The organism is Caballeronia arationis (assembly GCF_001544975.2).
Lineage (GTDB): Bacteria > Pseudomonadota > Gammaproteobacteria > Burkholderiales > Burkholderiaceae > Caballeronia > Caballeronia arationis.
In genome coordinates, this window is record NZ_FCOG02000003.1 from 130064 (window position 1) to 155495 (window position 25432).

Sequence of the window (25432 nt, forward strand, 5' to 3'; positions counted from 1 at the left end):
ACCGGCCGCACCCTCGACGGGTACGGCCGGCCACTTCCGCGCGACAGGCTTACTTCGGCTGCTCGACCGTACGCAGATACGGCTTCAGCGTCTTGAAGCCCTGCGGATACTTCTTCTTTGCGTCCTCATCCGACACCGACGTCGGAATGATCACGTCCTCGCCCGGCTTCCAGTTCACGGGCGTGGCCACGGCGTGCTTCGCGTTGAGTTGCAGCGCGTCCAGGAGGCGCAGAACCTCGTCGAAATTGCGGCCCGCGCTCATCGGATAGGTAAAGGTGGCCTTGACCTTCTTGTCCGGGCCGACGATGAACACGGCGCGGATGGTGGCGTTGTCCACCGCCGTGCGCGGACCGCCGCTCGCGTTCGGATGGATCATGTCGTAGAGCTTGGCGACGTTGAGGTCCGCATCGCCGATCATCGGGTAGTTGACCGCCGTACCCTGCGTTTCCTCGATGTCCTTTGCCCACTTCGAATGATTGTCGACCGGATCGATGGACAGGCCGATCACCTTGGTGTTGCGCTTGTCGAATTCGGGTTTGAGCCGTGCCAAGTAGCCCAGTTCGGTCGTGCAGACCGGCGTGAAATCTTTCGGATGCGAAAACAGGATGGCCCACTTGTCACCGATCCACTCGTGAAAGCGGACGGTTCCTTCAGTTGTTTCTGCCGTGAAGTCGGGGGCTTCATCACCAATACGGATGGACATATTCAATCTCCACTGTGTGAGTAACCCGGGACGGCGCAAGCGTCCACTGGCTCGCAAACCTGACCCCGGGGCTAAAACAAGCTATTTACATTGTGATTATAGTGCGGTCCGGGCGCGCGTCTTGCTCCTGCTTAAAGCTCGAATTCTTCTATTAAATCTGCTATCACGGAATAAGACCGCCCTTTCAATGATGCCTCAGGGAACAGGAGAGTATCGTGACGATGATGCAAAGAAAGTCCATCGATGCGTTGCAGGCCGAGGCCTCGGAAAGCGATGAGGTCCTGCATGAGGAAGGCGGACACACGCTCAAGCGCTCGCTCTCCGGCCTCGACCTGACCATGCTTGGCATCGGCTGCATCATCGGCGCGGGGATTTTCGTGCTGACGGGGCACGCGGCCGCCACCAACGCGGGACCGGCCATCACGATCTCGTTTGTGCTCGGGGGCATCGTCTGCGGACTTGCGGGCCTGTGTTATGCGGAAATGGCCTCGACCGTGCCCGTCTCCGGCAGCGCCTACACGTATGCTTACGCGACGATGGGCGAGTTCATTGCGTGGTTGATCGGCTGGGACCTGATCCTCGAATATGCCGTGGGGGCGACGACCGTCGCGATCGGCTGGTCGGGGTACGTGGTGAGCTTTCTGCATTCGCTCGGCGTCGACATTCCCGCGCGCCTTTCGCAAGCGCCCTTCTCCTACGAACCCGGGCACGGCTGGAGCCATGCGGGCGCGCTCCTCAACGTGCCGGCGATGGTGATCGTCGGGCTGATCACGATGCTGCTCGTGATTGGCATCCGCGAATCGGCTCGCGTGAACAGCGTCATCGTGGTGGTGAAAGTGGTGATCGTGATTGCGTTCATCATCGCGGGCATCGGATATGTCGATACGGCGCACTGGACGACGAGCACGAATCCGCATGGCGCGTTCATCCCGCCGAACACGGGCGAATCGGGCGTGTACGGCATGAGCGGCGTGCTGCGTGGTGCGGCGGTCGTGTTCTTTGCGTACATCGGCTTCGATTCCGTATCGACTGTCGCGCAGGAAACGAAGAACCCGAGCCGCGACATGCCGCTCGGCCTGCTTGGCTCGCTTGCGATCTGCACCCTGCTTTACGTGCTCGTGTCGTATGTGCTCACGGGCATCGTGCCTTACGACAAGCTCAACGTAGCGGACCCGATCGCGGTCGGCGTCGATGCGATCGGCATGCGCTGGCTCTCGCCTATCGTGAAGCTCGGCGCGATCTTCGGGCTTACGTCGGTGGTGCTCGTGCTGCTCCTGAGCCAGCCGCGCATCTTCTACTCGATGGCACGCGACGGGCTGCTGCCGCCGTTCGCTTCGAAGATTCATCCGCGGTTTCGCACGCCTTACATCACGACAATCATTACGGGGCTGATCGTGATGGTGCTGGCCGGGCTGTTGCCGATCGGGCTTGTCGGAGAGCTGGTGAGTATCGGGACTCTGTTCGCCTTTGCGGTCGTTTGCGTCGGGGTGCTCGTGTTGCGGATTACTCAGCCGGACTTGAAGCGGGCGTTCAGGACGCCGGCCGTGTTCGTCGTCGCACCGCTGGGGGCGCTTTCTTCAGTCTTCCTGATGGCGGGCCTGCCCGCCGATACATGGATTCGACTTATTGTCTGGATGGCCATTGGGGTCGTCATTTATTTTGGATATGGCATCCGGCATAGCAGGTTGAAAATTTCCGCTGCTGGGCGCCGCGTGCGTTGACACCATTTGATGCTCATGCGCTTTCTGTGGAACTTGTATTGTTATCGGTTTATTAGCATTGCCCCTGTCCGGGGCAGTGCTAATAGACCACTAAGAGAGCAAGTTCCATAGAAGCGCAGAAACATCAAACGGTGTTATCCAGCCCCTCCCCCCGCGCCGGCCGCACGTGCTTCCTCAGGACTTTCATAGATATACGCGGCCAGGCCGCGCTTCTTGAGCGCATCGCCAAGCTTGAGCCGCAAGAAGCTGGAAGTCGTGTATCGCGTGACCCCTTCATAACAACCATTCACGAGCTTCGTGACCATCTCCGAATAGGCGTCGAGCATATCCGGCCGGATCGAGAAATTGTCATAGTTGACGATGGCGTGCGGCCTGACCTTCAACCCGCTGAGCTTCGCCTCGACCTCGCGCCGTATCGCCTCAACATCGTCGAGTGTCGCGACTTCATGTCCTTCGAAGTTGATGAAGAACATGTTCTTCTCGGCGTCATAGCTGAACCGCTCGCTGATACGCAAGCGCAGCAGGATATTGCGCAAACCCATAGGCGCGCTCTGGAAGATGCGCGCATCCATCAGCCGGGGCGGCCGCTTGATGACTGGCGCAAAGCCCATCTGCGAGAGGATGTCGCGCTCCACGTCGATGCCCGGCGCTACCTCGATCAACTCGAGCCCTTCAGGCGTCAGCGAAAACACACAGCGCTCGGTGATGTACAGCACCGGCTGACCGCGCTCGGCCGCATACCTGCCGCTGAACGTCCGGTGCTCGACGGCATCGACGAACTTCTGGCAAGTCCCGTCGCGCACGATCCAGATATGCCCGTCCTCGATCGCGATATCCAGCTTTCCCGCGTTGAACGTGCCGACGAACACCACCTTCTTCGCGCTCTGGCTGATGTTGATGAAGCCGCCCGCGCCCGCGAGCTTCGGGCCGAACTTGCTCACGTTCAGATTGCCTTCGCGGTCGGCCTGCGCGAGCCCGAGGAACGCAATGTCGAGTCCGCCGCCATCGTAGAAATCGAACTGGTACGGCTGGTCGATGATCGCCTGCGTGTTGGTCGCGGCACCGAAATTCAGGCCGCCCGCCGGAATGCCACCGATCACGCCCGGCTCCGTCGTCATCGTAAAGAGATCGATCACCTGCTCTTCGTTCGCCACGCTCGCGATGCCCTCCGGCATGCCGATGCCGAGATTCACGATGCTGTTCGCCATCAGTTCGAACGCCGCGCGACGCGCGATGATCTTGCGCTCGGACAACGCCATCGGCAACACCGAACTCGCCGCGACGCGCAGCTCGCTCGAAAACGCAGCGCTGTACTGCTCGCCGAAGGTCTGCCAATGATGCTCTGGCTGCGCGACCACCACGCAATCGACCATTACGCCCGGAATCTTCACCTGCCGCGAGTTGAGCGTGTTCGACTCTGCGAGCCGCTCGACCTGCGCGATCACGATGCCACCGGAATTGCGCGCGGCCATTGCGATCGACAGCCCTTCGAGCGTCAGCGCTTCCTTCTCCATCGTGATGTTGCCGTTGACGTCAGCCGTCGTGCCGCGCACGATCGCGACGTCGATCGGAAAGGTCTTGTAGAAAAGATAGTCTTTGCCGTCGATCTGCATCAGCGTGACAAGATCGTCCGTGGTGCGCGCGTTGAGTTTGCCGCCGCCGTTGCGCGGGTCGACGAAGGTGCCGAGACCGACTGTCGAAATATGTCCGGGACGATGCGCGGCGATATCGCGAAAGAGTTGCGAGATCACGCCCTGCGGAAGGTTGTACGCTTCGATGCGGTTGTTGATCGCGAGCTGCTGCAAACCCGGCACGAGCCCCCAGTGCCCGCCGATCACTCGGCGCACGAGACCCTCGCGGGCAAGATGATTGAGCCCCTTCGACTTGCCGTCACCCTGGCCTGCTGCATAGACGAGCGTGAGGTCCGCGAGCGCTTCGCCGCCCGCGCTATCGCCTTCGAGGAACCGCTCTTCGAGCGCGACCGCCACCGCTTCCGCAAAGCCGATGCCGACGAAACCGCTCGTCGCGATCGTGTTCCCCGAGCGGATCAGGCGCACGGCCTCGCGTGCCGATACGATCTTGCCCCGCTCGACCGTGCGTGCGGTGGCGGGCAGATAAGGCCGGACAGTTTCGCTCATGTTGTCTCCGTTCAGCAGGTCGTCGCGTGCTTGTCAGTTTTCGGTGGCGTCCCTCGTCGCCGTGTTCAGATCTCGACGCGCGCCCCCAGTTCGATCACGCGGTCGGCGGGCAGTTTCAGATAAGCGGCAACGTTGCCCACATTGTGCAGCATGACGGCAAAGAGCCGTTCGCGCCAGAGCGCCATGCCCTTGCCCGGCGTCGGCACAACCGTCGCACGGCTCAGGAACCACGAGATCTGCGTGCGATCGAACCGCACCCCCGACGACGCGCACGCTTCCAGCGCAGCAGGCAAATCGACTTCGTCCTTAAAGCCGTAGAGAACCGTCACCTGATAACAGCCCTGCCCGAGCGACTGCACCGACACGCGCTGGTTCGACGGAATCCACGGCACCTCGCTGTTCGCGACCGTGAGAAAGATCACGGTCTCGTGCAGCACGCGGTTGTGCACGAGATTGTTCAGCAGCGAATGCGGCACGCCATGCGGATCGGCGTTCATGAAGATCGCGGTGCCTTCCACGCGCACCGGCGGCTTCGCCAGCAAGGACGCGAGAAACGGCTTGAGCGGTGTCGTGCCCGCGCGCAGGCGCGCTTCGGCCAGCATCATCTCCCAGCCGCGGCCCCAGGTCGCCATGATCGTGAACATGACGAACCCGATCGCGAGCGGGAACCAGCCGCCCTGCGCGATCTTCAATAAGTTCGCGGAGAAGAACGTCGCATCGATCACGAAGAAGAAGGCCGTCGCGCACACGCACAGCAGCCAGTTGTAGTGCCACGCGTAGCGAATCACGAAGAACGTCAGCACGGTCGTGATGAGCATCGTCCCTGTCACCGCGATGCCATAAGCCGAGCCAAGTGCCGTCGACGAGCCGAACGCGAGCACCGCCCCGACCACGGCGATCAGAAGCGTCCAGTTGATGCCGGGCACATAGATCTGCCCGATCTCCTTGGCCGATGTGTACACCACGTTCATGCGCGGCAGGAAGCCTAACTGCATCGCCTGCTTGGTCATCGAATAGGTGCCGGAGATCACGGCTTGCGATGCGATCACCGTCGCGACGGTCGAAAGCCCGACCATCGGATAGAGCATCCATTGCGGAAAGAGATGATAGAACGGGTTTTGCAACGCCGAGGGATCGGCGAGCAGCAGCGCGCCTTGCCCCAGATAGTTCAGTGCGAGCGCAGGAAAGACCATGCCGAACCAAGTGACACGGATCGGCCGCGCGCCGAAGTGGCCCATGTCGGCATAGAGCGCCTCGGCACCCGTGAGCGAGAGCACCACCGCGCCCAGCGCGACAAATGCGAGCCAGCGGTGACGCAGGCAGAACGCGAGGCCCGCAAGGGGGTCGAGCGCTTCCAAAATGCGCGGCGCGTCTGCGATATTGACAGCGCCCGCGATGGCGAGGACGAAGAACCACACCACCATCACGGGCCCGAATACCGCGCCGATGCCCGCCGTACCGTGCTTCTGCATCATGAAGAGCGCGGTGAGGGCGATCAGCGTGACCGGAATGACGTACGGCTTGAGGAGCGGCGTGGCGACTTCGAGTCCCTCGACCGCGCTCAGCACGGAGATGGCCGGGGTTATCACGCCGTCGCCGTAGAAAAGCGCGGCGCCCATCACGCCGATGCCGAGCAGCACATGACGCAGCCGCGGCCGGCTCGCGACCGACGAGGCCGCAAGCGCGAGCAACGCCATGATCCCGCCTTCGCCGTGGTTGTTGGCGCGCAGGATCAGCGTCACGTACTTGAGCGACACGACGATGATGAGCGACCAGAAGATCAGCGACACGATGCCGATCACGTTGAGCGGTTCGAGCGGCAATCCGTTTGCAGGATCGAACACTGTTTTGAGCGTGTACAACGGACTCGTGCCAATGTCTCCGTAGACGATGCCGAGCGCCGCGAGCGCAAGACTCCAGAGGGCCGGATGATGCGGGGCCGGATGATGGGGCGCAGGCGCGCCGGCCTTGTCGTCCGAGGTCGCGCCCGATGCAGTCAATCCCATGATTCCTCCAGATTTACGCTTGTCGCGCGCTCGTTTATTCGTCAGAGGATGAGAGCTGCTACTTATGCACTTATCGAAGTATAGGAACGGCCGCGCGCTCCGTGCACAGTAAATGGCCCGAGAACGTGTCGTGCTTCTGTCCGCGGCTGTTCGGCACGGATGTCAGGCGTACTTGATCTGCGATACCGCGCGAAGCTCGTCGGGCGTCGCCGTGCCGAAGCCGAAAAACTCCAGGTAAGCGGGGATCATCTCGAACAGCATGTCCGTGCCGACCTGCACCGCGCAGCCCTTCTCCTTCGCCGCGCGCAACAACGGAGTGTATTCGGACTTCATTACGACCTCGCCAACGAGGGTGCTCGGCGCAATGCGGTCGATGTCGAACGGCAACGGGTCGTCTTCCTTCATGCCAAGCGGCGTCGCGTTGACGATAACGTCGAAGCCCGCCGGGTCTTTCGATCCCGTCGTGACGACGAGTTGCGAATAGTGGTCGCGCAGCCGGCCAGCGAGCGCTTCGACGGAAGGCGTATTGGTATCGAAGAGTGCCATCTCGGCAACGCCGGCCGCGGCCAGCGATGCAGCAATCGCCGAGCCCACTCCGCCGCTGCCCACCACGAGCACGCGCGCGCCCTTGAGCGCACGGCCCTTGCGCTCGACGCCGCGCACGAAGCCTGCGCCATCGAACTGATCGCCGACGAGCTTGCCGTCCGGACGTTTGAGGATCGCGTTGCATGCGCCCGCGATGCGGCCGGTGGGCGTCACCTCGTCGACGAGGCCGACGGTCGTGACCTTGTGCGGCATCGTGACGAGCGCGCCGCGGATGTTGCTCAGCCGGAACAGCATCGGCAGGAAGGCCTCGTAGTCCTCGGGCTTGACGCCCATCGGCATCACGACGGCGTCGATGCCGTTTTTCTCGAACCACGGGTTGTAGATCATCGGCGCCTTGAACGCCTCGGTCGGGAAACCCAGATGGGCGATAAGCGTCGTTTTTCCGCTGATCATCGCAGCGCTCCTTTTTCTAACGAGTTCCTGGATCAGGCCTTACGGTTCCGCTGCAATCACGTCGACGGCGGACATCACCATCATAGTGCGCCTGCCGGCGACCGCGCGCCAGCACCTGGAATCACGTCGCCCCAATGTGTACCAAATAGTACATTTTATCGCCGACGACGTCCATATGGATTCCTGGCCCGTGACGGGGGTGCATTCAGCGTCTGCTGAACAGGCGGTGGGGTGCTTTGGCGCGTGATCCGGGTCGCACGGCGATGCGCTCTTGGCACGGTCACGCGCGCCGTTTCCTCCGATTAATCGGAGCGCATCGGCGCATGCGTGAATCTGGAGGGAATGGCTGATCGACCGGGCCGAAGGCCGGTCGACCGTTGGGGGTTAGTGGCTGGTGCCGAGGTAGGCAGCCTTGACCGACGGATCGTTGCGCAACTGCTCGGCCGGGCCGTGCGTGGCGATGCGGCCGTTTTCCAGCACGTAGCCATAGTCCGCGACATTGAGCGCGGCGACCGCGAATTGTTCGACGAGCAGCATCGTGACGCCTTCCTGCTTGAGCCTTTCTATAATGCGGAAGATTTCTTCGACGAGGATGGGAGCCAGGCCCATCGACGGTTCGTCGAGCAGCACGACATCCGGGTTGAGCATGATGGCGCGCGCCATCGCGAGCATCTGCTGTTCGCCGCCTGAGAGCGTGCCGGCCAGTTGATGACGGCGTTCCTTGAGGCGCGGAAAGAGTTCGATGGCGCGTTCGAGGTCGGCGGACACGTCGCCCTTCGGCCGCGCCCAGGTCAGGCGCGGGAATGCGCCGAGGATGAGGTTGTCGGTGACCGACATGGTGGCGAAGACGCGCCGGCCTTCGGGCGAATGCGCGAGACCGAGGCGCGCGATCTTGTGCGAGTCCATCGCGTCGATGCGTTTTGCCTCGTTGCCGACGCCCATTGTGATCTCGCCGTCGGTCGCCTTGATCATGCCGGAGATCGCGCGCATCGTCGTGGTCTTGCCGGCTCCGTTAGAGCCGATCAAGGTGACCACCTGCGCCTTAGGCACGTCCATCGATATGCCATGCAGCACTTTTACCTTGCCGTAGCCGGCGTGCAGGTTTCTGATCGATAGCATTTTTTTCGGTTCTCTGCGTTGCGGTTGGGCTGTACGTTATTTGCGCCGGTTTTGGTCTCTGCTCTTGCGTGAAACTTGTTCTCTTGTCGGTCTATTAGCACTGCCCCTGTCCGGGGCGGGACTTACTTTCTTTGCTGCTGCAAAGAAAGTAAGCAAAGAAAGCAGCTTTTTCAGGCACCAGTCGCAAACCGGCAACGCACTCGCATCACTGACTGGCCCAGCGCCTAAGTGTCGCCCTCAAAGGACCACCGGGCTTGGCGCGCGCACGCACTGACACCCCTCGCAGTCCAACAAAGTGGTATGCGCTGCGTTCCGGTCCGTCCGCGCTTCGCTCGGACGACGGGCACAACCGAAAACCAGCGGATGGCAACGACCGCGAACCCAAACCGCGCGACGATGCACCTCTCGTCCAGCGAAGCGAAAACGGATGAATGACTGCTGTGCCAACTTGTTCACTGCGCGATGACACAGTGCGTGCCGCGCACCAAGCCCCTAAAGTCCGTTGAGGGCGACACTTAGGGGCTGGGCCAATCGGTATTGCTAGTGCGTTGCCGGTTTGCGACTGCTGCCTGAAAAAGCTGCTTTCTTTGGTTACTTTCTTTGCAGCAGCAAAGAAAGTGACTGCCGCCCCGCACAGGGGCGTGCTAATAGACCGTTAAGAAAACAAGTTCCATAGAAGCCCGAAAATATCAAACGGTGTTCAAAACAACCACGCCCCAGCGCGAGCGATGAACGCCCTATGCTGCCTGCCCACCCAAATAAGCCTCGATAACCTTCTCATCAGCCTGCACCTCGGCAGGTTTTCCTTCGGCAATCTTCTGCCCGAAGTCCAGCACCGAGACCGTGTCGCAGACACTCATCACCACGTCCATGTGATGCTCGATGAGCACAAGCGTGATCCCGTGATTCCTCACCTTGCGAATGATCGCAACCAGCTCGCGGATATCCGGCGCCGTCAGCCCCGCCGCAGGCTCATCGAGCAGGAGCAACTGCGGATCGAGCGCGAGCGCCCGTGCAATCTCCAGCAGCCGCTGACGGCCATAAGGCAGATTCCGCGCCTCCTCAGTCGCTACATCCTCCAGCCCGACGAAGCGCAGCAGGTTGAACGCCCGCTCCCGCGCGGCACGCTCCTCGCGCCGGTAACGCCCCGTCATCAGCCCGACATCGGCAAAATTCGACTTGAACGTGTGATGCAGTCCGACCAGCACGTTCTCCAGCGCAGTCATCTCGCCGAACAACTGCACGTTCTGGAACGTCCGCGCAATGCCCGACAGCGCGATGTTCGCCGACGTCCGCCCCGCAATCGACTGCCCGTCGTATTCGATCGCCCCCGCGCTAGGCACATAAATGCCCGTCAGCACGTTCATCATCGTGCTCTTGCCCGAGCCGTTCGGTCCGATCAGGCCGTGAATCGTTCCGCGCCGCACCGTCAGGTTCACGTCGTTGAGCGCCTTCAGGCCGCTGAACTGCATCAGGATGTTGCGCAATTCGAGAATGTTCTCTGCGCCCTCGGGACGCACCGCGAGCACCGCGTCCGCCTGTGCATTCGCGAGATCGGCAGGATCGATCTTTGTCACGCGCACGCGGCCGAGACTCAGGATCTTGCGTACGAAGCCAACGATGCCGTCCTGCAGGTAATACACGACCAGCAGGATCATCAGGCCGAAAATGGTCAGGCGCCAATCCGTCAGTGCATCGATCCAGTAGGAAAAGATCGCGAGGCCCGCCGTGCCGATCACCGGAATCGCTACCTTCTTCGGCGTGCTGATGCGGCGCGCGAGCGCAATCGCCGCGCCGATCACGACGACCGCCGCAAGCACCGTCGACACCGTGCGGAACATCGAGATGTCGTCGAGCAGCTTCGGCAGCAGCACGATGATCGTCGAGCCGAGCACCGCGCCCGTGCGCGTCTTGCGTCCGCCCATGATGATCGCGAGCAGGAACAGGATCGTCAGTTCGAAGTTGTAGGTGTTCGGCGAGATGTACTGCTCGGAATACGAATAGAGGCAGCCAGCAAGACCCGCGAAACCCGCGCTGATGACGAACGCATAGACCTTGTGGCGATATACCGACACGCCCATGCAGTCCGACGCGATCGGGCTGTCGCGCAGCGCCTCGAACGCTCGGCCCAGATGCGACTTCAGCACGCGATGCACGACCACCAGCGACACTACCAGCAGCACCGCGACGAGCCAGTAATACTCGACTTCGTTCAGCATGTGGCCGGCGATCGTGGGCTTCGGAATCTTGAGGCCCATCGGTCCGTTGGTCAGGAAATCCATCTCGTTGATGAGGATCTGGATGATCGTGCCGAACGCAAGCGTCACCATCGCGAGATAGGGGCCGGACACGCGCAGCGCCGGCAGCGCGAGGATCGCGCCGAAGCCCGCCGTCACCAGGATCGCGAGCGGCGCCGTGACGAAGAACGGCATGCCGAGCTTGATGAAGAGCACGCCCGCCGTGTACGCGCCGACGCCGAAGAGCCCCGCATGCCCGAGCGACACCTGCCCCGTATACCCCACCACGATGTCGAGACCGAACAGCAGGATCGCGTAGATCATGATGGTCTCGACGAGGTGGATGTAATACGGATTACCCGACAGCACCGGGAATACCGCGAGTGCGACGAGTCCGACAGCACCCGCGACGATTTTCTTGATGTTCACGGTAGCCTCAGACTTTCTTGATGGCAGTCTTGCCGAAGAGACCCGCCGGCTTCATCGCCAGCACGATCAGCAGGAGCACGAGTCCCGGCACGTCCTTGTAGCCGGTCGAAATATAAAAGCCGGTAGTGGTCTCCGCTATGCCGAGAATCATCCCGCCGACGATGATCCCCATCCCGCTAGACAGCCCGCCGATGATCGCCACTGCGAACGCCTTGAGTCCGAGGACCGCGCCCATCGTCGCGCCGGTCAGCGTGAGCGGCGCGATCAGCACGCCCGCGAACGCGGCCGTCAGCGACGAGAGCGCATATGAGAACGTGATCACGAGGCCGGTATTGATGCCCATGAGCGAAGCGGCGTCACGATCGTTCGCGGTCGCGACCACGGCCTTGCCGAAGATCGTCTTGCGGTTGAAGAACTCGACCGCGAGCATCATCACGAGCGCGCCGCCCACGACGAGCAGCTCCATCGGCAGCACGTTGGCGCCGAAGACCTTGAGTGGCGCTTCGGGCAAAGGCGACGGAAAGCGCAGGTCGTCACGGCCCCAGACGTTTTCCGCGACGTTCTTGAAGATGATGCCGAGCGCGATCGTCGACATGATCCAGCCGAATTCGGACTTGATCCTGATCGCGGGCCGCACGCCGATGCGTTCGACGAACGCGCCCTGCGCGAGGCCGAAGAGACACACGAGCGGAATCATCAGCCAGTAGTTGACGCCCACCGAGACGAGCGTGAGGCCGACGAGTGCGCCGAGCATCAGCGCATCGCCCTGCCCGAAGTTCAGCGTGCCGGAAGTGGCAAACGTGAGTTGATAGCCGAACGCGATCACGGCGTAGATCATGCCGAGCGCGATGCCGCTATAGACAAGCTGGAGAAGAATGGACATCGTCGAGCCGCCGAGAGGTCAGACACCAAGCGAAACACAAAGCAAAGCCGCCCCGCCGTCAGGCGGGCGCGGCTCCCGCGCACACGACCAACGCCTTAGTTCGATGCGGTCGTCTGCTTCGTGCGAAGCGTGCTGCCGCCCTTCTTGTCGGCGTCGTACGCGTAGACCACGCGGCCGCCCTTCACCTCGCCGACCACCGGCACGTTCGGGCTGATCGCGTCGTGATCGCCGTGCGTGAACGGCTTGTCGTAGACCATCACGACACCTTCCACCTTCGAGTTCAGGTTTTCGAGCGCGGCGCGCACTTTCGGACCTTCGGTCGAACCGGCCTGCGTGATCGCCGCTGCGAGCAGGTAGACAGAGTCGTATCCCTGCGCCGCCGACACCGGCGAATCGATGCGGTCGTTCTTCGGCCTGAACTCCTTCAGGTACGCGTCGATGAACGTCTTGCGCTTGGCCGTGTTCGCTTCCTGGATAAAGGTCTGCGGCATGCGCGCACCTTCGCCGTTCGCGCCGGCGTTATCGATGTAGTTCGCCATCGAGAGCGTCCAGCTGCCGACGAGCGGCACCTTCCAGCCGAGCTTCGCCATGCCGTTCGCGATCTGCGCGAGTTCCGGCCCGATCCCGTAGGTCAGCACGGCTTCGGCACCCGCTTCCTTCGCCTTCAGCAACTGGGCCGTCATATCGACGTCCTTGATGTTGAACTTCTCGACGGCCACCGGCTTCACGCCCTTCGCCGCCAGCGCCTTCTCCAGGTCCTCGCGGCCAAGCTGGCCGTAGTTCGTGGAGTCGGCGAGAATCGCGACCTTCTTGAAGCCGCGCTTCGCGATCGCTTCCTCGACGATCATCGGCGCCTGAATGCGGTCAGGCGCTGCGTTGCGGAAGACGTAGTTATCGGGCTGGTCGTCGAACTGGCGCGTGATGATCGTGCCCGTTGCGACGTTGTTGAAGACCGGTACCTTTGCTTCCTGGAAGAAGCGTTGCGAAGCGAGCGCGACGCCGGTGTTGATATAGCCGACCACCGCGACGACCTTCTCCTTGTTGATCAGTTCCTGGGCGATCTGCACGCCGCGTTCGTTCTTCGCTTCGTCGTCGCGCTCGACAAGCACGAGCTGCCGGCCGAGCACGCCGCCCGACTTGTTGATCTCGGCGGTAGCGAGCCGCACGCCGTCGCGCATGCTCACGCCCATCGACGAAGAGCCGCCGGTGAACGGGCCGTCGACGCCGATCTTGATCGGATCCGCAGCGTAGGCCGTGGCGAATGCGCCAAATGCGAGCGCACCCGCGATGAGCTTCAGTTTGATACCCATGATGTGTCTCCGTCGCATGAATCGTTTTTGTCAGACGGGATGCCCCGATGTGGCGTGCCGGCTGGCGCTTTTCTAACCGAACGTTTGTGCAAAACTGATCGGTGATCGAGTGTAGAAATTGTAAGGATCAGACAATATTCGGAGATACCCGAACGCGTGAGGGCTGGCGCACATGAAAAAGCGGCGGGTTTATCGAAAAACCCGCCGCTTTGTTGTGTCCGATGAAAGTGACCTAAGCGCTTTTTGTCGTTCGAGCCGCGCGTGTTCTTGTTCGGTCAGGTTTTCGTCATCGCGTCGCCGGCCGGCCCGGTGTCGCTCTGGTCTTCCGATACCGGCTCGGCGTCGTCTCCCCCGACACTCGCGCGCGCCTCTTCCCAGAACTCGTCGGCACGGCCTTCCGGGCTGCCCGATGCTTCCCAAAGTTCATACGCTTTCCTGCGGATCTCTTCTTCCTTCGACATGTCGTTCATACGGCGCTCCAAGGAGTCGGTCAGAACGGATGGGAATTCGCTGCCCGCCCGCACCGCAACGATGCGGGCGTGCCGCGACGCCATCCGGTTGCGCTGCGGCCTCGCCTTTTCAGCAATCGCTATGCCGATGGCGAAACGTTTGCGCCGGCTCCTTGCCCCGCGTTCTTCGTCAGTGACTTTCGTCCGTCTGGAGCGCCTGGGCGAACTGGCGCAGGACCGAACTCGACGCATCGCTGACCGCCCAGTAGCTCATGCCGTCGCGATGCCAGTTCGCGAGCGCATAGCCATCGTCGGACTGCGTGACGGCCGTCGTCGGCTTGGCGGGCGGCGCGTTCGCGGAATGGCTGCCGTCGGGGAACACGTAGACGTCGATCGGATGCTTGAGATAGCGATACACCAGCACCGCGACCGGCCGATGCCCCACGTAGTCGAGCCGCCCGCCGACGAGCGCAAAGCCCGGCTCGCGCGGATCGACGACCGGCGGCACGTAGTCGATGCGTCCGTTGAACCACGGCTTTACGGTGTGCTTGTCGCTCGACAGCACGTCCATCGTGCGGTCCGAGATCAGCGCGCGCACATGGCTCGACACGACCTCCTGCGCGATGCCATCGGACGGCGCGGTGCGCTGCAAGGTCAGGAAGGTGGTGAACGCAAGCGCGCACAGTGCGCTGCCCGCAAGCGTCCCGCCGACGAACGGACCGGACCACGTCGTCCATGCAGGCCAGCCCCAACGCGAACGCTTGTCCGGACGCGCCTGCAGCGCGGGCGCCGATTCGCTGCGCACGCGCGCTACGATCTGCGCGCGCAGATGATCCGGCGCGCGCTGGTACAGCGAGCCGTCGCGCAGCCGCGCGCCCAGCGAAACGATTTCGTTGTCATTGTCCATTGCTCGACTCCCCTGGGTCGGCTGATCCCGCCGCTGGCCTGCGCACGAGCCGCACGCCCGGCCGCTCGCCCGCACTGCTTTGCGCTGCGCGCACCGCGGCCGCAAGCAACGGCCGGCCGCGAGCGAGCCGCGACATCACCGTGCCGACCGGCACGCCGATCACCGATGCGACATCGCGATAACTCAAGTCCTCCAGTTCGCGCAGCACGAGCACTTCCCGGTAAGCGACCGGCAGCGTTTCCAGCGCGCGGTGGATCAGGTGCACTTCGTCCCGGCGCACGGCGAGTGTCTCCGGATCGTTGCCCGACTCGTCGATCCAGCCGGGCAGCGGCTCGTCGCCCAGCAGGTCGTCGTCGTAGGACGTGCTGTCCGCCTTGTGCAGGCGGCGCCGCCATTCCGTGAACCACGTATTGCGCACTATGCGCAGCAGCCACGCACGCGCATTGCCGGCCTCTTCGCCTTCGAAGCCGTCGAAGAAGCGGAACGCGCGCAGAAACGCTTCCTGCACGACGTCGTCGGCGTCACTCGGACTGCCCGTCAGCCAGCGCGCGAGGTTGTACGCCGCGTCCAGATGCGGAAGCAGCGTCGCCTCGAAGCGCGTCGGCGCTTCGCGGGCGTCCTTTTTCGCGGATCTCACATGCCACATCGCGCGGCTCCCGTTACGAGGCCCGTTCATCGAATGGCGCCGCGGAAATTGCCGCCGCGCCGTCTCTGATCCCAAAGACTAACGCCGCGCGCCGTTTATTCCCGCTTTCTGCCGCCGATGCAAAAAATATAGATGGAATAAGCGCGCGGCGCCGCGGGTTCGATGGACGAATGCTGCGCGGGCCTCGCCCGAAAGCGGCTCGTTCGCTCACGCAACCAGTTGCGGCAGGTCTCGACCTTTACATCGAGCATTTCGCCGCAACCTTTTCGAGGAGACCGCAATGACCGATCCGACCGATCCGACCGATAACGAACTGAGCACACACGGCCAGCGCCGCCGCACGGCGCTCTCCTGCATGGCCTGGGCAGGCGCCGGCGTCGTATGGACGCTTTCCGGCGGCGTGCCCGGCTCACGCCTGTTCAACAGCGCCGAGGCCGCACAGGCCGACAGCCGCTCATTCAGCTTCATACAGATCAGCGACAGCCACATCGGCTTCGCGAAGGACCCGAACATTGAGCCGGCGAGCACCCTCGCCGACGCCATCGCGAAGGTCCGCGCCATGCCGCAGCGTCCCGCGTTCATGATCCACACCGGCGACATCACGCATCTCTCGAAGCCTGCCGAGTTCGATACCGCCGCGCAGATCATCGACGGCGCCGGGCTCGACGTGCATTACGTACCCGGCGAGCACGACGTGCTGGTCGACGAAGGCGCGCCGTACTTCGAGCGCTTCTCGAAGAGCAACGGCGGCACGAAATGGTACAGCTTCGACCAGGGCGGCGTGCATTTCATCGGGCTCGTCAACGTGATCGACCTTAAGGGCGGCGGCCTCGGCTTTCTCGGCGATGCGCAGCTCGACTGGCTCAGGCGCGATCTCGAAGGCCGTTCGAGCAGCACGCCGATCGTCGTGTTCGCGCACATCCCGCTGTGGTCGCTGTATCCGCAATGGGGCTGGGGCACCGACGACAGCGCCCGCGCGCTCGCGCTGATGAAGCGCTTCGGCTCGGTGACGGTGCTGAACGGCCACGTGCACCAGGTCGCGCAAAAGGTAGAAGGCACGATGAGCTTCTACTCGGCGATGTCGACGGCATTTCCGCAGCCCGCGCCGGGCGCGGCCGCCGGCCCCGGACCGATGAAGGTGCCCGCCGACCGTCTGCGCTCGATGCTCGGCCTGCGCTCCGTCAACTACGTCGCGCAACGCGGCGAACTCGCCATCGTCGATACGACCCTCGGAGCCTGATCATGAACGAGTCACGCAGACACGCCGCCCTGACCCTCTTCGCGCTCGCCGCGATCGCAGCAAGCCCGCTTGCGAGGTCCGCCAATGCCAGCGACGCGACGATCCACATCGACAACTTCGCGTTCAGTCCGCAGACCCTGCGCGTGGCGGCGGGCACGAAGGTGACATGGGTGAATCGCGACGACATGATCCACACCATCGTCGACGAGAACAAGAGCACGTTCAAGTCCACGCCGATGGACACGGACCAGAGCTTCTCGTTCGTGTTCGCGAAGCCGGGGACGTACCGTTACTTTTGCTCGATTCATCCGCAGATGACGGGGACGGTGGTGGTCGAATGACGCGGCCTCAGACCGCCGGATTCAACTGCGTCTTCTCCGAGCCGAACAGATCCTGCGCATGCACGACCACCGCCGAGATGTTGTCGCGCCCGCCGCGCGCGAGCGCGAGATCGACGAGCCGCTCGGCCGCCCGCTCGCAGTCGCCGGGCGCGAGTTCGCTCAGGATCTCCTGTTCGCTCACTTCGTTGGAGAGGCCGTCGCTGCACAGCAGGAAGGTGTCGCCGTCATTCAGGTCGACGGCGGCTTCGTCCAGTTGCAGCGAATCGGTCGCGCCGACCGCGCGCGTGATCAGGTGTTGCGCCGGATGATGCAGCGCTTGCTCGGCGGTGAGCTGGCCCCGTGCCTTCAGTTCCTCGACGTGACTGTGGTCGCGCGTGAGCTGACGCAGGCGCCCGTCGCGGCACAGGTAGATGCGGCTATCGCCGGCCCACAGATAGCCGCAGCAGCGCTCGCGCGCAAGCAGGAGGACAACCGTGCTGCCGATGCGCTGCACCTGGCGCCGGGCCGCCTCCATGCGGAGCTGGCCGTTCACCTGCGCGAGGCGCTCGCGCGCATCGGCAACGACGCTCGCGAGGCCGTCGGGCGCCGTGACGCCCGCCAGGCTCTCGATCACGAGACGGCTCGCCAGATCGCCGACGGCATGGCCGCCCATGCCGTCGGCGACGGCCCACAGGCCACGCGCCGGCTCGTCGAGCAAGGCGTCCTCGTTGATCTGCCGCACGCGTCCCGCGTCCGTGCGAGCGGCCGATGTCCATCGAAACTGAGTGGTCATGGTCACGACACCCTCTGCGATCTTCCGATCATCAATACCGCGTTGATCCGATGCGGCGCGGCGGCACTCGCGGTGCCGTTCAATTGTGCACCCGCGCGCCGTGCCCCGCGTGGCAAATCGAGTGGTCTCGCTCGCGCGAGCCTCGTCGCTAGACCGTCTTGGCGTTGCCAGCGATCGCGTTCGGGCTCACGGTGATGTTTGAATTGTCGCCGCTGTTGCGGACATCGACCGACTGGAACTGGTTGATCATCTGGTCGGCGGTGAAGTTGTTGGTGATGTCGTAGATGTTCACGACACCGCCGAAGCCTTGCTGCCGCGGCGGCGAATAGGGCGTGATCCATCCATATACCCACGGCGCGCCGCCGCCACCGCCGATGGTGGCCATCGCTTGGTGATCGAGCTCGCGGTCGTATTGCAGGTCGGTGACGGTGATGGCGCTCATGTCGAGTCTCCAGGCGTGTGCGTCGAGGGTGGAACGCCCGATATCTTGCAAGCCCCATGCCGGTTTTCACCCTGACACCTGGCTTTCGCGCAAGCGCCTGACGCGGCGGGGTTCGCCGGCGTTTTCGCACTGCCTGTGCACCGCCTGGCCGGCCCGCTTTCGTTGGCCCGGCGCCAACACTCGCCGTTGCACGGGTTGCTGACGGCTAACACTCTCCTCATCGCTCGATTTCTTCGTTGCGGACTCGTCTCGCGGCTTAAGCGCGCGCTGAAAGTGGTGGTGTTGGTCGCCCAACAAACATCGTCGAAAGTGTTGGCCTCGTCGCGACAGGCAACGAGCCAAAAGCGATCCTCATTTCCATATTTTCCTTTTAAATCAATGCACTGAAAGAACTGGCCCGATTGATGCAATTAGCTTCGCAACGAGACGCAAAACAGACACCTCAGCGGCTCGGACGAAAAAACAATCGGAGCGAGCCATGTCAGTCAACCAAACTTCCGCGATGTTCGAACACCAGGGCGTCGTCTCCGCGACCGCCTTTTCGTTCGACACGGAACCGGCGCTCGGCACCCAGCTCGTCACGCTTCGCTCGGGCTACGAACACCACGGCATCTATATCGGCAACGGCCGCGTCATTCACTATGCGGGCTTCGCGAAGTCGCTGCATCGCGGTCCGGTCGAAGAAATCTCGCTCGACGAGTTCGCGGCCGGCCATCAGGTTTCGATTCGCCTCAATCCGACCGCTGCATTCGTCGGATTCGAAGCGGTTCGCCGTGCGCAAAGCCGCCTCGGCGAAGACAACTACCGGCTGCTCACGAACAACTGCGAGCACTTCTGCACGTGGTGCCTGTTCGGTGTGAACCGCAGCCAGCAAGTGGAAGCCTGCTTCGCCAGCCCGCGCGTCGCGATTCATGCGGTCGCGGGACTTTTCCGGGCGTTGATCGTTGCAAAGCGCAGCCGGTTCTTCGCCGGCGCCCACGCTGCCTGAAGCGCAGCTCGCCAGGATCAAGGGGAAGATCATGCACACGGACAAACAATCACTGCATTGGGCCGTCGACAAATGGCTCGCGCCGACTCCGGCGATGCCGGCCCGCGTCGTACGCTTCTGCCGCACGACGCTCGGACGCTATGTCTGCGTCGAGGCGCTGCGCCCGACGGGCATGCTCGCGATCATCTTCTTCCGCCACGACGATGGCTCGTGGAACGTGTTTCCGCCGCAGGCCAAGCGGCCTTCGATGGGTACCGGGCGGCTGGCTGCGTGAGGCTTCGGGCCGCCGATCCGCTTGTGCATCGTCTGGACGGTACACTCCTTACGTGCCTGTACGACTGCGCCGCCGCATGCGGCGCACCCGATTCCGCGGCAGGCCGCCCCCGCCTTTGCCGGACGAGGCAGCATGGCCGGCTTCGCCGGCTTTGACATCCCGATCGCGCAACCGCTACTCTACGGGCAACTTTTCCAGGTTTGCGTGACTTGGCCCCGGTCGCGGACCAGGCCGGCAACGCGCCGGGCCGCCGCGGTCCCCGTCGCCCGATCGCATCGCCTGGATGCTTGCCGACCCATTCAGAGATAAAGCCGATGACTCACTTCGACTCCGATTCTTCCGCCCGCCCGACTCCCGACGAAGGCGCCGGCGACAACCCGCTCGGCATCGCGGGACTGGAATTCGTCGAGTTTTCGAGCCCGGACCCGGAAGGACTCGCGGCGCTTTTCGGGCGGCTCGGCTTCGTGCCGGTGGCGCAGCACGTCAGCAAGGCGGTGACGCTGTACCGGCAGGGCAGCATGAATTTTCTGATCAACGCAGAGCCCGACTCGTTCGCGTCGCGCTTTGCCGAGACGCACGGCGTGGGAATCTGCGCGATCGGCATCCGCGTGCTCGACGCGCAGACGGCGCACGAGCGCGCCGTCGATTTCGGCGCCTGGGATTTCGAGGGCGAGAAGATCGGCCCGAACGAACTGGCGATTCCGGCGATCCAGGGCATCGGCGACTCGCACATCTATTTCGTCGACCACTGGCCGGGCAAGCATCCGGCGGGCGACAGCGAGGCCTCGATCTACGACATCGACTTTCGTCCGATCGAAGGCGCCGATGCGGCAAGCGCGCCGGGCGCGGGCACGGGCCTTTTCGAAGTGGACCACCTGACGCAGACGGTCGGCGCGGGACGCATTCGCGAATGGCTCGATTTCTACCGCGAAGTGCTGCACTTCGAGGAGATTCATCAGGTGCACCCGGACTGGCACGTTTCGCAGGATTCGGCGGTGACGGTCTCGCCGTGTGGTTCGATCCGGATTCCGGTGTACGAGGAAGGCACGTATCGCACGGATCTGATGCAGCAGTATCTGCCCGATCATGAAGGCGAAGGTGTGCAGCATATCGCTCTGGCGTCGACCGATATTTTTACTTCCGTCGATGCGCTGATCGCGCGCGGAGTGCGGTTCGTCGAGCCGCCGGCGCGCTACTACGATCAGCTCGATGCGAGGCTGCCGGGGCATGGGCTCGATGTCGCGCAATTGCGTTCGCGCGGGATTCTCGTCGATGGCGAAATCGGTGAAGACGGGACGCCGGAGCTGTTCCTGCAGACGTTCCTCGAACGCGAGCCCGGGGATATGTTCTTCGAGATTGTCGAGCGAAGGGGGCACCACGGTTTTGGCGAAGGCAACCTCGGGGCGCTCGCGTTGGCCCGCTCGATGGGTTGATCCGCCGGCGGCTTACCCCTCCTTGTCCCTCTGCCCCGCCTGCTGGCGAAAGTCTTTCGAATGAAGTCCGTGCTTTTTCAAAAGCATCTGCACGTGTGAACGATTCATCTCGAACCGCCGCGCCAGTTCGGCAACCGTCCCGCCGACTTCCATCAGTCCGCGTTCCAGGAAAGCGCGCTCTGCCTCATCGCTGGCCGTGCGCTTCGCTTCGCTGAGCGACGTCGCCCCACCGATGCCGACGCTCACCTGCGCGTCGTTCATCGCGACCATGCCCGCCGACTTCGGCCGGATATCGAGCGGCAAATGCTCGATGTCCGCCATGTCCACCGCCAGGCAGACAATCCGGTAAACCACATTGCGCAGCTCGCGGATATTGCCCGGGTAATCGTAGTTCTTGAGGAAATCGCGCAGCCGCGGCGACATCCGCACGGGTCGCCGTTTGAGAGTCGCCGCCGCCTCGTCGCTGAAATAGGCGAGCAGAAGCGGAATCTCGTCGCGGCGCTCGCGCAATGGGGGCAAGGTCAGATGGATCACGCTCAGCCGATAGAACAAGTCCTCGCGAAACCGCCCCTCCTCGCAAAACTTGCGCAGATTGCGGTTGGTCGCCGCGACGATCCGCGTGTCGACTCCTATCGGTTCATCCGATCCCACGCGCTGGATCTCGTGCGCCTCCAGCACGCGCAACAGCTTGACTTGCCCCGATAACGGCAGCTCGCCGATCTCGTCGAGAAAGATCGTGCCCGTATGCGCGCTCTCGAACTTGCCCTTGCGATCGTTCGACGCGCCCGTGAACGCGCCCTTCTTGTGCCCGAACAACTCCGACTCCAGCAGGTTGTCCGGAATCGCGCCGCAGTTCACGGAGATATAGGGCTTGTCCGCGCGCAAACCGTTCGCATGGATCACCTTGGCCATCAGTTCCTTGCCCGTGCCGCTTTCGCCGTCGATCAGAACCGGCAGATCGGTCGGCGCCGCCTTCTCCGCAATCTCCAGCGCTTCGAGCAATTTGGGGTTGTCGCCGAACGTGCCCTCGAAGATGAAGCTGCGTTCGAGCAGCCCCTGGCGCCGCGCACCGGGCGTCTGGTCGACACGCTTCGGCTCGGCGGTCGCCGCCTGCACGAAGCGCTCCTTGTGCGACAACTGCATGACCTCGTCGCGCAAGGAACTCGCCTGCTTCAACAGCTTTTCGATCTCGGGGCGTTCGAGCTTCGACGACCATCGCAACGTCGAGCGAAGAATCTCGATCTTCTCGATGAGCCCCGCATACGAGATGGCCGAGCCCGGCTGAGGCGTGATGTCTTCCGGTTGATCGAGTATTTTCATGCTGCGCTCAGTTGCTTCTGCACCAGTTGGTAGTACATCCCCTTGCGCGCGACGAGCTCGTCGTGCTTGCCCTGCTCGACGATTCCGCCCTCGTAAAGCACCAGAATCTTGTCAGCGCGCATGATCGTCGAAAGCCGGTGCGCGATGATCACCGCTGTACGGCCCTTCAGTATCTCCTGCATGTTGCCGAGGATGTTGCTCTCGGATTGCGTGTCGAGCGCGGAAGTGGCTTCATCGAATACGAGCAGCCGCGGATCGTGATACAGCGCTCGCGCAATGCAAAGGCGCTGGATCTGTCCGCCCGACAGGCCCACGCCCCGCTCGCCGACGATCTGCTCATAGCCGAGCGGCATCTTCGCGATGAACGCGTGCGCATCGGCCATCTTCGCGACTTCCTCGATGCGCCGCCGGTCCGGCGCTTCGTCGCCGCTCGCGATGTTCTCCGCGATCGACCCCGAGAACAGCAGGTTGCTCTGCATCACGTAGCCGATCTGCGCGCGGTAATAGCCCTTGTCGATCACGTTGATGTCGTAGCCGTCGACCATCATCTTGCCTTCGGTCGCCGTATAGAAGCCGACCAGCAGCTTCGCAAGCGTCGTCTTGCCCGAGCCGCTGCGGCCGACGATCGCGACCAGCTCGCCCGGCTTGATGTCGAAGCTGATGTTTTCCAGCACGTAGTCCGCGTCCGACTCGCCGTACTTGAAATACACGCCGTTCAGGCTGATATCTCCCTGCAGGTCGGGCAGCATCACGCGGGATGCAAGATCACCAGGCTTCTCCTCCGGCTCCATGTCGAGCACGTCGCCGAGACGTTCCATCGCGACGCCCGCATCGTTCAGCAGGCTCCATAGCCCGATCAGCCCCATCAGCGGCGAGAGCACGCTGCCCATGAACGCATTGAACGCGATCAGCTGGCCGATCGTCATCTCGTGCGAGAGCACCATGTTGGCGCCAACCCAGAGTATCGCGATCGTCGTCGCCGTGTTGAGCAACTGGCTGCCGAGGCCCACCGCGATATTGAAGCGCTGCGCCTTGTACTGCACCTCCAGCGACTTCGCGTACTTCTTCTCCCACTTGAGACGCACGGGCCGTTCGATGCCCATGCCCTTGACCGTCTCGACACCGCCGAGCGCTTCCATCAGGAACGACTTCGCATCGGTGGCGGCGGCGAAGACCTCGCGCGCGTAATGCTTGATCCGTGGCGTAGCGACCGCGGTCAGGACCATGATCGGAATCACGAACACGATGAGGATCAGCGTCATCTTCACGTTGTAGAGGAACATGATCGTGAAGTAGATGAAGATCATCAGCAGGTTGAGCACGGTCGTGACAGTCGACTCGGTCAGGAACGCGCGGATCGTGTGGTTCTCCTGGAAGCGCGCGAAGATGTCGCCCGTCTTGCGCTTGGCGAAGAAGCCGAAGGGTAGCGAAAGCGTGTGCTTGAAGAACTGCGACATCATCGCGAAGTCCATGTTGCGCACCATGAAGTTCGCGAGATACGCGCGTATCGTCGACATCAGCTGCGAGAACAGGTTCGAGATGATGAGCCCGACGATCAGCACATGCAGCAAGCCGACGTTCTGGTGCACGATCACGCCGTCCAGGATGTTCTGGATGATGAGCGGCGGGATCACGCCGAGCACCTGGATCACGAACGTCGCGAGGAACAGATGCAGCAGGATCTTGTGATAAGGCTTGAGGTAGCCGACGAACCTGATCCACGGCGAGCGCGATACCGAGATCTGCGCCATGTCCTGCCCGGCCGTGAAGAGCAGGCACGTGCCGCTCCAGCCGCGCTCGAATTCGTCGATCGTCATCTTCTTGAAGCCGATCGCCGGGTCCGCCACCCACACGCATTCCTTCGACACGCCATACACTATGATGTAGTGATAGCCTTCCCAGTGCACGATGAAGGGCAAGTCGAAGCCGCGCAGCGATTCGAACGTGCATTGCACGCCGCGCGTCGTGAAGCCGAGCGATTCGCCCGCACGCGCAAGGCTGTCGAGCGTTGCGCCCTGCGTCGTGACGTTCGCGAGTTCGCGCAGCTTGCCGAGCGTCATCGAGATGCCGTAGTGCTTGCAGATCATCGCCAGGCAGGCGGCGCCGCAGTCCATCTCCTCGGCCTGTTCGACCCACGCGAACCGCTTGATGATGCGCTCACCGAATTCGGGCTTCGTGTGCAGGTCGAGCATCGAAGGCAGCTTGCGGCGCTCTGCGAGCTTCTTCTGTCGCTGCAGTTCCCGTTCGGTAAAACGGATCCGATCCTCCAGCACTTCACGCAGCTTCGCGTTGCGCTCCAGAATGAAGTGCACCGTCTTTTCGGGAATCACGAGCAGGCGCGTGTCCGCGCTCGCGACGACCGAAGCCATCTGTTCCTGGCGCATCACGCACGCTTTCTCGCCGAAGATTTCGCCGGGGCCGAGCGTCGCGAGCAGATGCTCCGTGCCGCCCTCGTCGCGCACGATACGCACTTCGCCCTGCCGCACGACATAGAGACGCCGGTCGTCGCGCGAATCCTGCTTGAGGATCTCCTTGCCCGCGCCGACACGCTTCACGCCCACGCTGCGCACACATTCCTCGAGTTCCGACTTGTTCAGCTTGCCGCGCAGATCGAAGAGGCGCGCGACGAAGCCGCCCGCCGAATTGATCGCGACATAGCTCGTCACGAACGCGACCGCGGCCTGGTTCCTCGAAATGACCGGCTCGATGATGCTGCGGGGAATGAACAGCAGCTCGGTCTTTCCGGACGAACGCACCGAAGACTCATGACGGTATTCGCGCAGCATCGCGATGTCGGCGAAGACTTCGCGTTCCTTCCTCACCCCCATGCTGATTTCCTTGCCGTGCTCCTCAGTGAAGATCCGCACGGACCCGGCCTTGATCACGAAGAGCCCGTCGGCGACGTCTCCCGCGTTGCACACGGTCTCGCCGAATGCGAAGAAACGCGACTGCGCATGCTCCGCCAGTTGCTCGATCTCGTCTCGCGTGAACGGCGACAGCAACTCCACCGTCGCAAGAAAATCGGCGGTCGAGTCGACGGGCGAATCGGATTTGGGTGGCGCTTCCATGAGCTAT

Annotated in this window: 21 protein-coding genes; 6 read left to right on the plus strand and 15 right to left on the minus strand. The window is 62.9% G+C overall.

Translation table 11 applies throughout. The features are described from left to right. Window positions 1-49 precede the first annotated feature (49 nt). A complete protein-coding gene (locus AWB81_RS02875; protein ID WP_062632383.1) occupies window positions 50-703 on the minus strand; it encodes a peroxiredoxin in 654 nt (217 codons plus the stop codon). Window positions 704-927: 224 nt separating this feature from the next. Between AWB81_RS02875 and AWB81_RS02880 the strand changes: the two genes are divergently transcribed. Beyond that, window positions 928-2424, plus strand: coding sequence for an amino acid permease (locus AWB81_RS02880; protein WP_062632477.1), 1497 nt, complete (start codon window positions 928-930; stop codon window positions 2422-2424). A gap of 134 nt (window positions 2425-2558) precedes the next feature. On the opposite strand, the gene AWB81_RS02885 is transcribed toward AWB81_RS02880, so the two are convergent. The 10 genes from AWB81_RS02885 to AWB81_RS02935 form a co-directional block, all read right to left on the minus strand. Next, a complete protein-coding gene (locus AWB81_RS02885) occupies window positions 2559-4562 on the minus strand; it encodes an acyl CoA:acetate/3-ketoacid CoA transferase (RefSeq protein ID WP_062632384.1) in 2004 nt (667 codons plus the stop codon). 65 nt (window positions 4563-4627) lie between these two features. Next, a complete protein-coding gene (locus tag AWB81_RS02890) occupies window positions 4628-6568 on the minus strand; it encodes a potassium transporter Kup (protein ID WP_062632385.1) in 1941 nt (646 codons plus the stop codon). A gap of 162 nt (window positions 6569-6730) precedes the next feature. Continuing rightward, window positions 6731-7567, minus strand: coding sequence for a shikimate dehydrogenase family protein (locus AWB81_RS02895; RefSeq protein ID WP_062632386.1), 837 nt, complete (start codon window positions 7565-7567; stop codon window positions 6731-6733). Between the two features lie 384 nt (window positions 7568-7951). Next, the gene (locus AWB81_RS02900; RefSeq protein WP_062632387.1) at window positions 7952-8686 is read right to left on the minus strand and encodes an ABC transporter ATP-binding protein; all 735 of its coding nucleotides are present in this window, start codon (window positions 8684-8686) and stop codon (window positions 7952-7954) included. A 737-nt stretch (window positions 8687-9423) separates the two neighbouring features. Continuing rightward, window positions 9424-11352, minus strand: coding sequence for a branched-chain amino acid ABC transporter ATP-binding protein/permease (locus tag AWB81_RS02910; RefSeq protein WP_062632388.1), 1929 nt, complete (start codon window positions 11350-11352; stop codon window positions 9424-9426). Window positions 11353-11359: 7 nt separating this feature from the next. Beyond that, entirely contained in the window at window positions 11360-12235 is an 876-nt protein-coding gene (locus AWB81_RS02915) for a branched-chain amino acid ABC transporter permease (RefSeq protein ID WP_062632389.1), read from the minus strand. Between the two features lie 95 nt (window positions 12236-12330). Next, window positions 12331-13545, minus strand: a complete 1215-nt coding sequence (locus AWB81_RS02920; RefSeq protein WP_062632390.1) for an ABC transporter substrate-binding protein — start codon at window positions 13543-13545, stop codon at window positions 12331-12333. Window positions 13546-13820: 275 nt separating this feature from the next. Beyond that, window positions 13821-14015: a DUF2934 domain-containing protein gene (locus AWB81_RS02925; protein ID WP_062632478.1), complete on the minus strand. Its 195-nt coding sequence runs from the start codon at window positions 14013-14015 to the stop codon at window positions 13821-13823. A gap of 169 nt (window positions 14016-14184) precedes the next feature. After that, window positions 14185-14901, minus strand: coding sequence for an anti-sigma factor family protein (locus AWB81_RS02930; protein ID WP_062632391.1), 717 nt, complete (start codon window positions 14899-14901; stop codon window positions 14185-14187). Further along, a complete protein-coding gene (locus AWB81_RS02935) occupies window positions 14891-15547 on the minus strand; it encodes an RNA polymerase sigma factor (RefSeq protein ID WP_062632392.1) in 657 nt (218 codons plus the stop codon). Before AWB81_RS02935 ends, AWB81_RS02930 begins: the two co-directional genes overlap by 11 nt. 280 nt (window positions 15548-15827) lie before the next feature. Between AWB81_RS02935 and AWB81_RS02940 the strand changes: the two genes are divergently transcribed. Both AWB81_RS02940 and AWB81_RS02945 read left to right on the plus strand, forming a co-directional pair. Further along, entirely contained in the window at window positions 15828-16787 is a 960-nt protein-coding gene (locus tag AWB81_RS02940) for a metallophosphoesterase family protein (RefSeq protein WP_062632393.1), read from the plus strand. A 2-nt stretch (window positions 16788-16789) separates the two neighbouring features. After that, the gene (locus AWB81_RS02945) at window positions 16790-17128 is read left to right on the plus strand and encodes a cupredoxin domain-containing protein (protein ID WP_062632394.1); all 339 of its coding nucleotides are present in this window, start codon (window positions 16790-16792) and stop codon (window positions 17126-17128) included. Window positions 17129-17135: 7 nt separating this feature from the next. On the opposite strand, the gene AWB81_RS02950 is transcribed toward AWB81_RS02945, so the two are convergent. Together AWB81_RS02950 and AWB81_RS02955 are read right to left on the minus strand one after the other, a co-directional pair. Continuing rightward, window positions 17136-17906, minus strand: coding sequence for a PP2C family protein-serine/threonine phosphatase (locus tag AWB81_RS02950; RefSeq protein WP_062632395.1), 771 nt, complete (start codon window positions 17904-17906; stop codon window positions 17136-17138). A gap of 142 nt (window positions 17907-18048) precedes the next feature. Beyond that, window positions 18049-18342, minus strand: coding sequence for a hypothetical protein (locus tag AWB81_RS02955; protein WP_062632396.1), 294 nt, complete (start codon window positions 18340-18342; stop codon window positions 18049-18051). Between the two features lie 478 nt (window positions 18343-18820). On the opposite strand from AWB81_RS02955, the gene AWB81_RS02960 reads away from it, so the two are divergent. From AWB81_RS02960 to AWB81_RS02970, 3 genes are all read left to right on the plus strand, one after another. Beyond that, complete coding sequence (locus AWB81_RS02960; protein WP_062632397.1) at window positions 18821-19330, plus strand: lecithin retinol acyltransferase family protein; 510 nt, start codon at window positions 18821-18823, stop codon at window positions 19328-19330. Between the two features lie 31 nt (window positions 19331-19361). Next, window positions 19362-19604 (plus strand): hypothetical protein, encoded by a 243-nt coding sequence (locus AWB81_RS02965; protein ID WP_062632398.1) that lies wholly within the window; start codon window positions 19362-19364, stop codon window positions 19602-19604. Between the two features lie 314 nt (window positions 19605-19918). Continuing rightward, window positions 19919-21037: a 4-hydroxyphenylpyruvate dioxygenase family protein gene (locus AWB81_RS02970; protein WP_062632399.1), complete on the plus strand. Its 1119-nt coding sequence runs from the start codon at window positions 19919-19921 to the stop codon at window positions 21035-21037. 12 nt (window positions 21038-21049) lie between these two features. On the opposite strand, the gene AWB81_RS02975 is transcribed toward AWB81_RS02970, so the two are convergent. Then, window positions 21050-22357, minus strand: coding sequence for a sigma-54 interaction domain-containing protein (locus AWB81_RS02975; RefSeq protein WP_062632400.1), 1308 nt, complete (start codon window positions 22355-22357; stop codon window positions 21050-21052). Next, a complete protein-coding gene (locus AWB81_RS02980) occupies window positions 22354-25425 on the minus strand; it encodes a peptidase domain-containing ABC transporter (RefSeq protein ID WP_062632401.1) in 3072 nt (1023 codons plus the stop codon). Before AWB81_RS02980 ends, AWB81_RS02975 begins: the two co-directional genes overlap by 4 nt. Window positions 25426-25432: the final 7 nt, after the last annotated feature.

Coding starts and splice junctions, on each gene's coding strand:
- AWB81_RS02930 (WP_062632391.1), bottom strand. CDS start 14,901: ATGGACAATGACAACGAAATCGTTTCGCTGGGCGCGCGGCTGCGCGAC.
- AWB81_RS02925 (WP_062632478.1), bottom strand. CDS start 14,015: ATGAACGACATGTCGAAGGAAGAAGAGATCCGCAGGAAAGCGTATGAA.
- AWB81_RS02890 (WP_062632385.1), bottom strand. CDS start 6,568: ATGGGATTGACTGCATCGGGCGCGACCTCGGACGACAAGGCCGGCGCG.
- AWB81_RS02895 (WP_062632386.1), bottom strand. CDS start 7,567: ATGATCAGCGGAAAAACGACGCTTATCGCCCATCTGGGTTTCCCGACC.
- AWB81_RS02900 (WP_062632387.1), bottom strand. CDS start 8,686: ATGCTATCGATCAGAAACCTGCACGCCGGCTACGGCAAGGTAAAAGTG.
- AWB81_RS02935 (WP_062632392.1), bottom strand. CDS start 15,547: ATGTGGCATGTGAGATCCGCGAAAAAGGACGCCCGCGAAGCGCCGACG.
- AWB81_RS02880 (WP_062632477.1), top strand. CDS start 928: ATGCAAAGAAAGTCCATCGATGCGTTGCAGGCCGAGGCCTCGGAAAGC.
- AWB81_RS02945 (WP_062632394.1), top strand. CDS start 16,790: ATGAACGAGTCACGCAGACACGCCGCCCTGACCCTCTTCGCGCTCGCC.
- AWB81_RS02955 (WP_062632396.1), bottom strand. CDS start 18,342: ATGAGCGCCATCACCGTCACCGACCTGCAATACGACCGCGAGCTCGAT.
- AWB81_RS02960 (WP_062632397.1), top strand. CDS start 18,821: ATGTCAGTCAACCAAACTTCCGCGATGTTCGAACACCAGGGCGTCGTC.
- AWB81_RS02970 (WP_062632399.1), top strand. CDS start 19,919: ATGACTCACTTCGACTCCGATTCTTCCGCCCGCCCGACTCCCGACGAA.
- AWB81_RS02920 (WP_062632390.1), bottom strand. CDS start 13,545: ATGGGTATCAAACTGAAGCTCATCGCGGGTGCGCTCGCATTTGGCGCA.
- AWB81_RS02875 (WP_062632383.1), bottom strand. CDS start 703: ATGTCCATCCGTATTGGTGATGAAGCCCCCGACTTCACGGCAGAAACA.
- AWB81_RS02940 (WP_062632393.1), top strand. CDS start 15,828: ATGACCGATCCGACCGATCCGACCGATAACGAACTGAGCACACACGGC.
- AWB81_RS02975 (WP_062632400.1), bottom strand. CDS start 22,357: ATGAAAATACTCGATCAACCGGAAGACATCACGCCTCAGCCGGGCTCG.
- AWB81_RS02965 (WP_062632398.1), top strand. CDS start 19,362: ATGCACACGGACAAACAATCACTGCATTGGGCCGTCGACAAATGGCTC.
- AWB81_RS02980 (WP_062632401.1), bottom strand. CDS start 25,425: ATGGAAGCGCCACCCAAATCCGATTCGCCCGTCGACTCGACCGCCGAT.
- AWB81_RS02915 (WP_062632389.1), bottom strand. CDS start 12,235: ATGTCCATTCTTCTCCAGCTTGTCTATAGCGGCATCGCGCTCGGCATG.
- AWB81_RS02885 (WP_062632384.1), bottom strand. CDS start 4,562: ATGAGCGAAACTGTCCGGCCTTATCTGCCCGCCACCGCACGCACGGTC.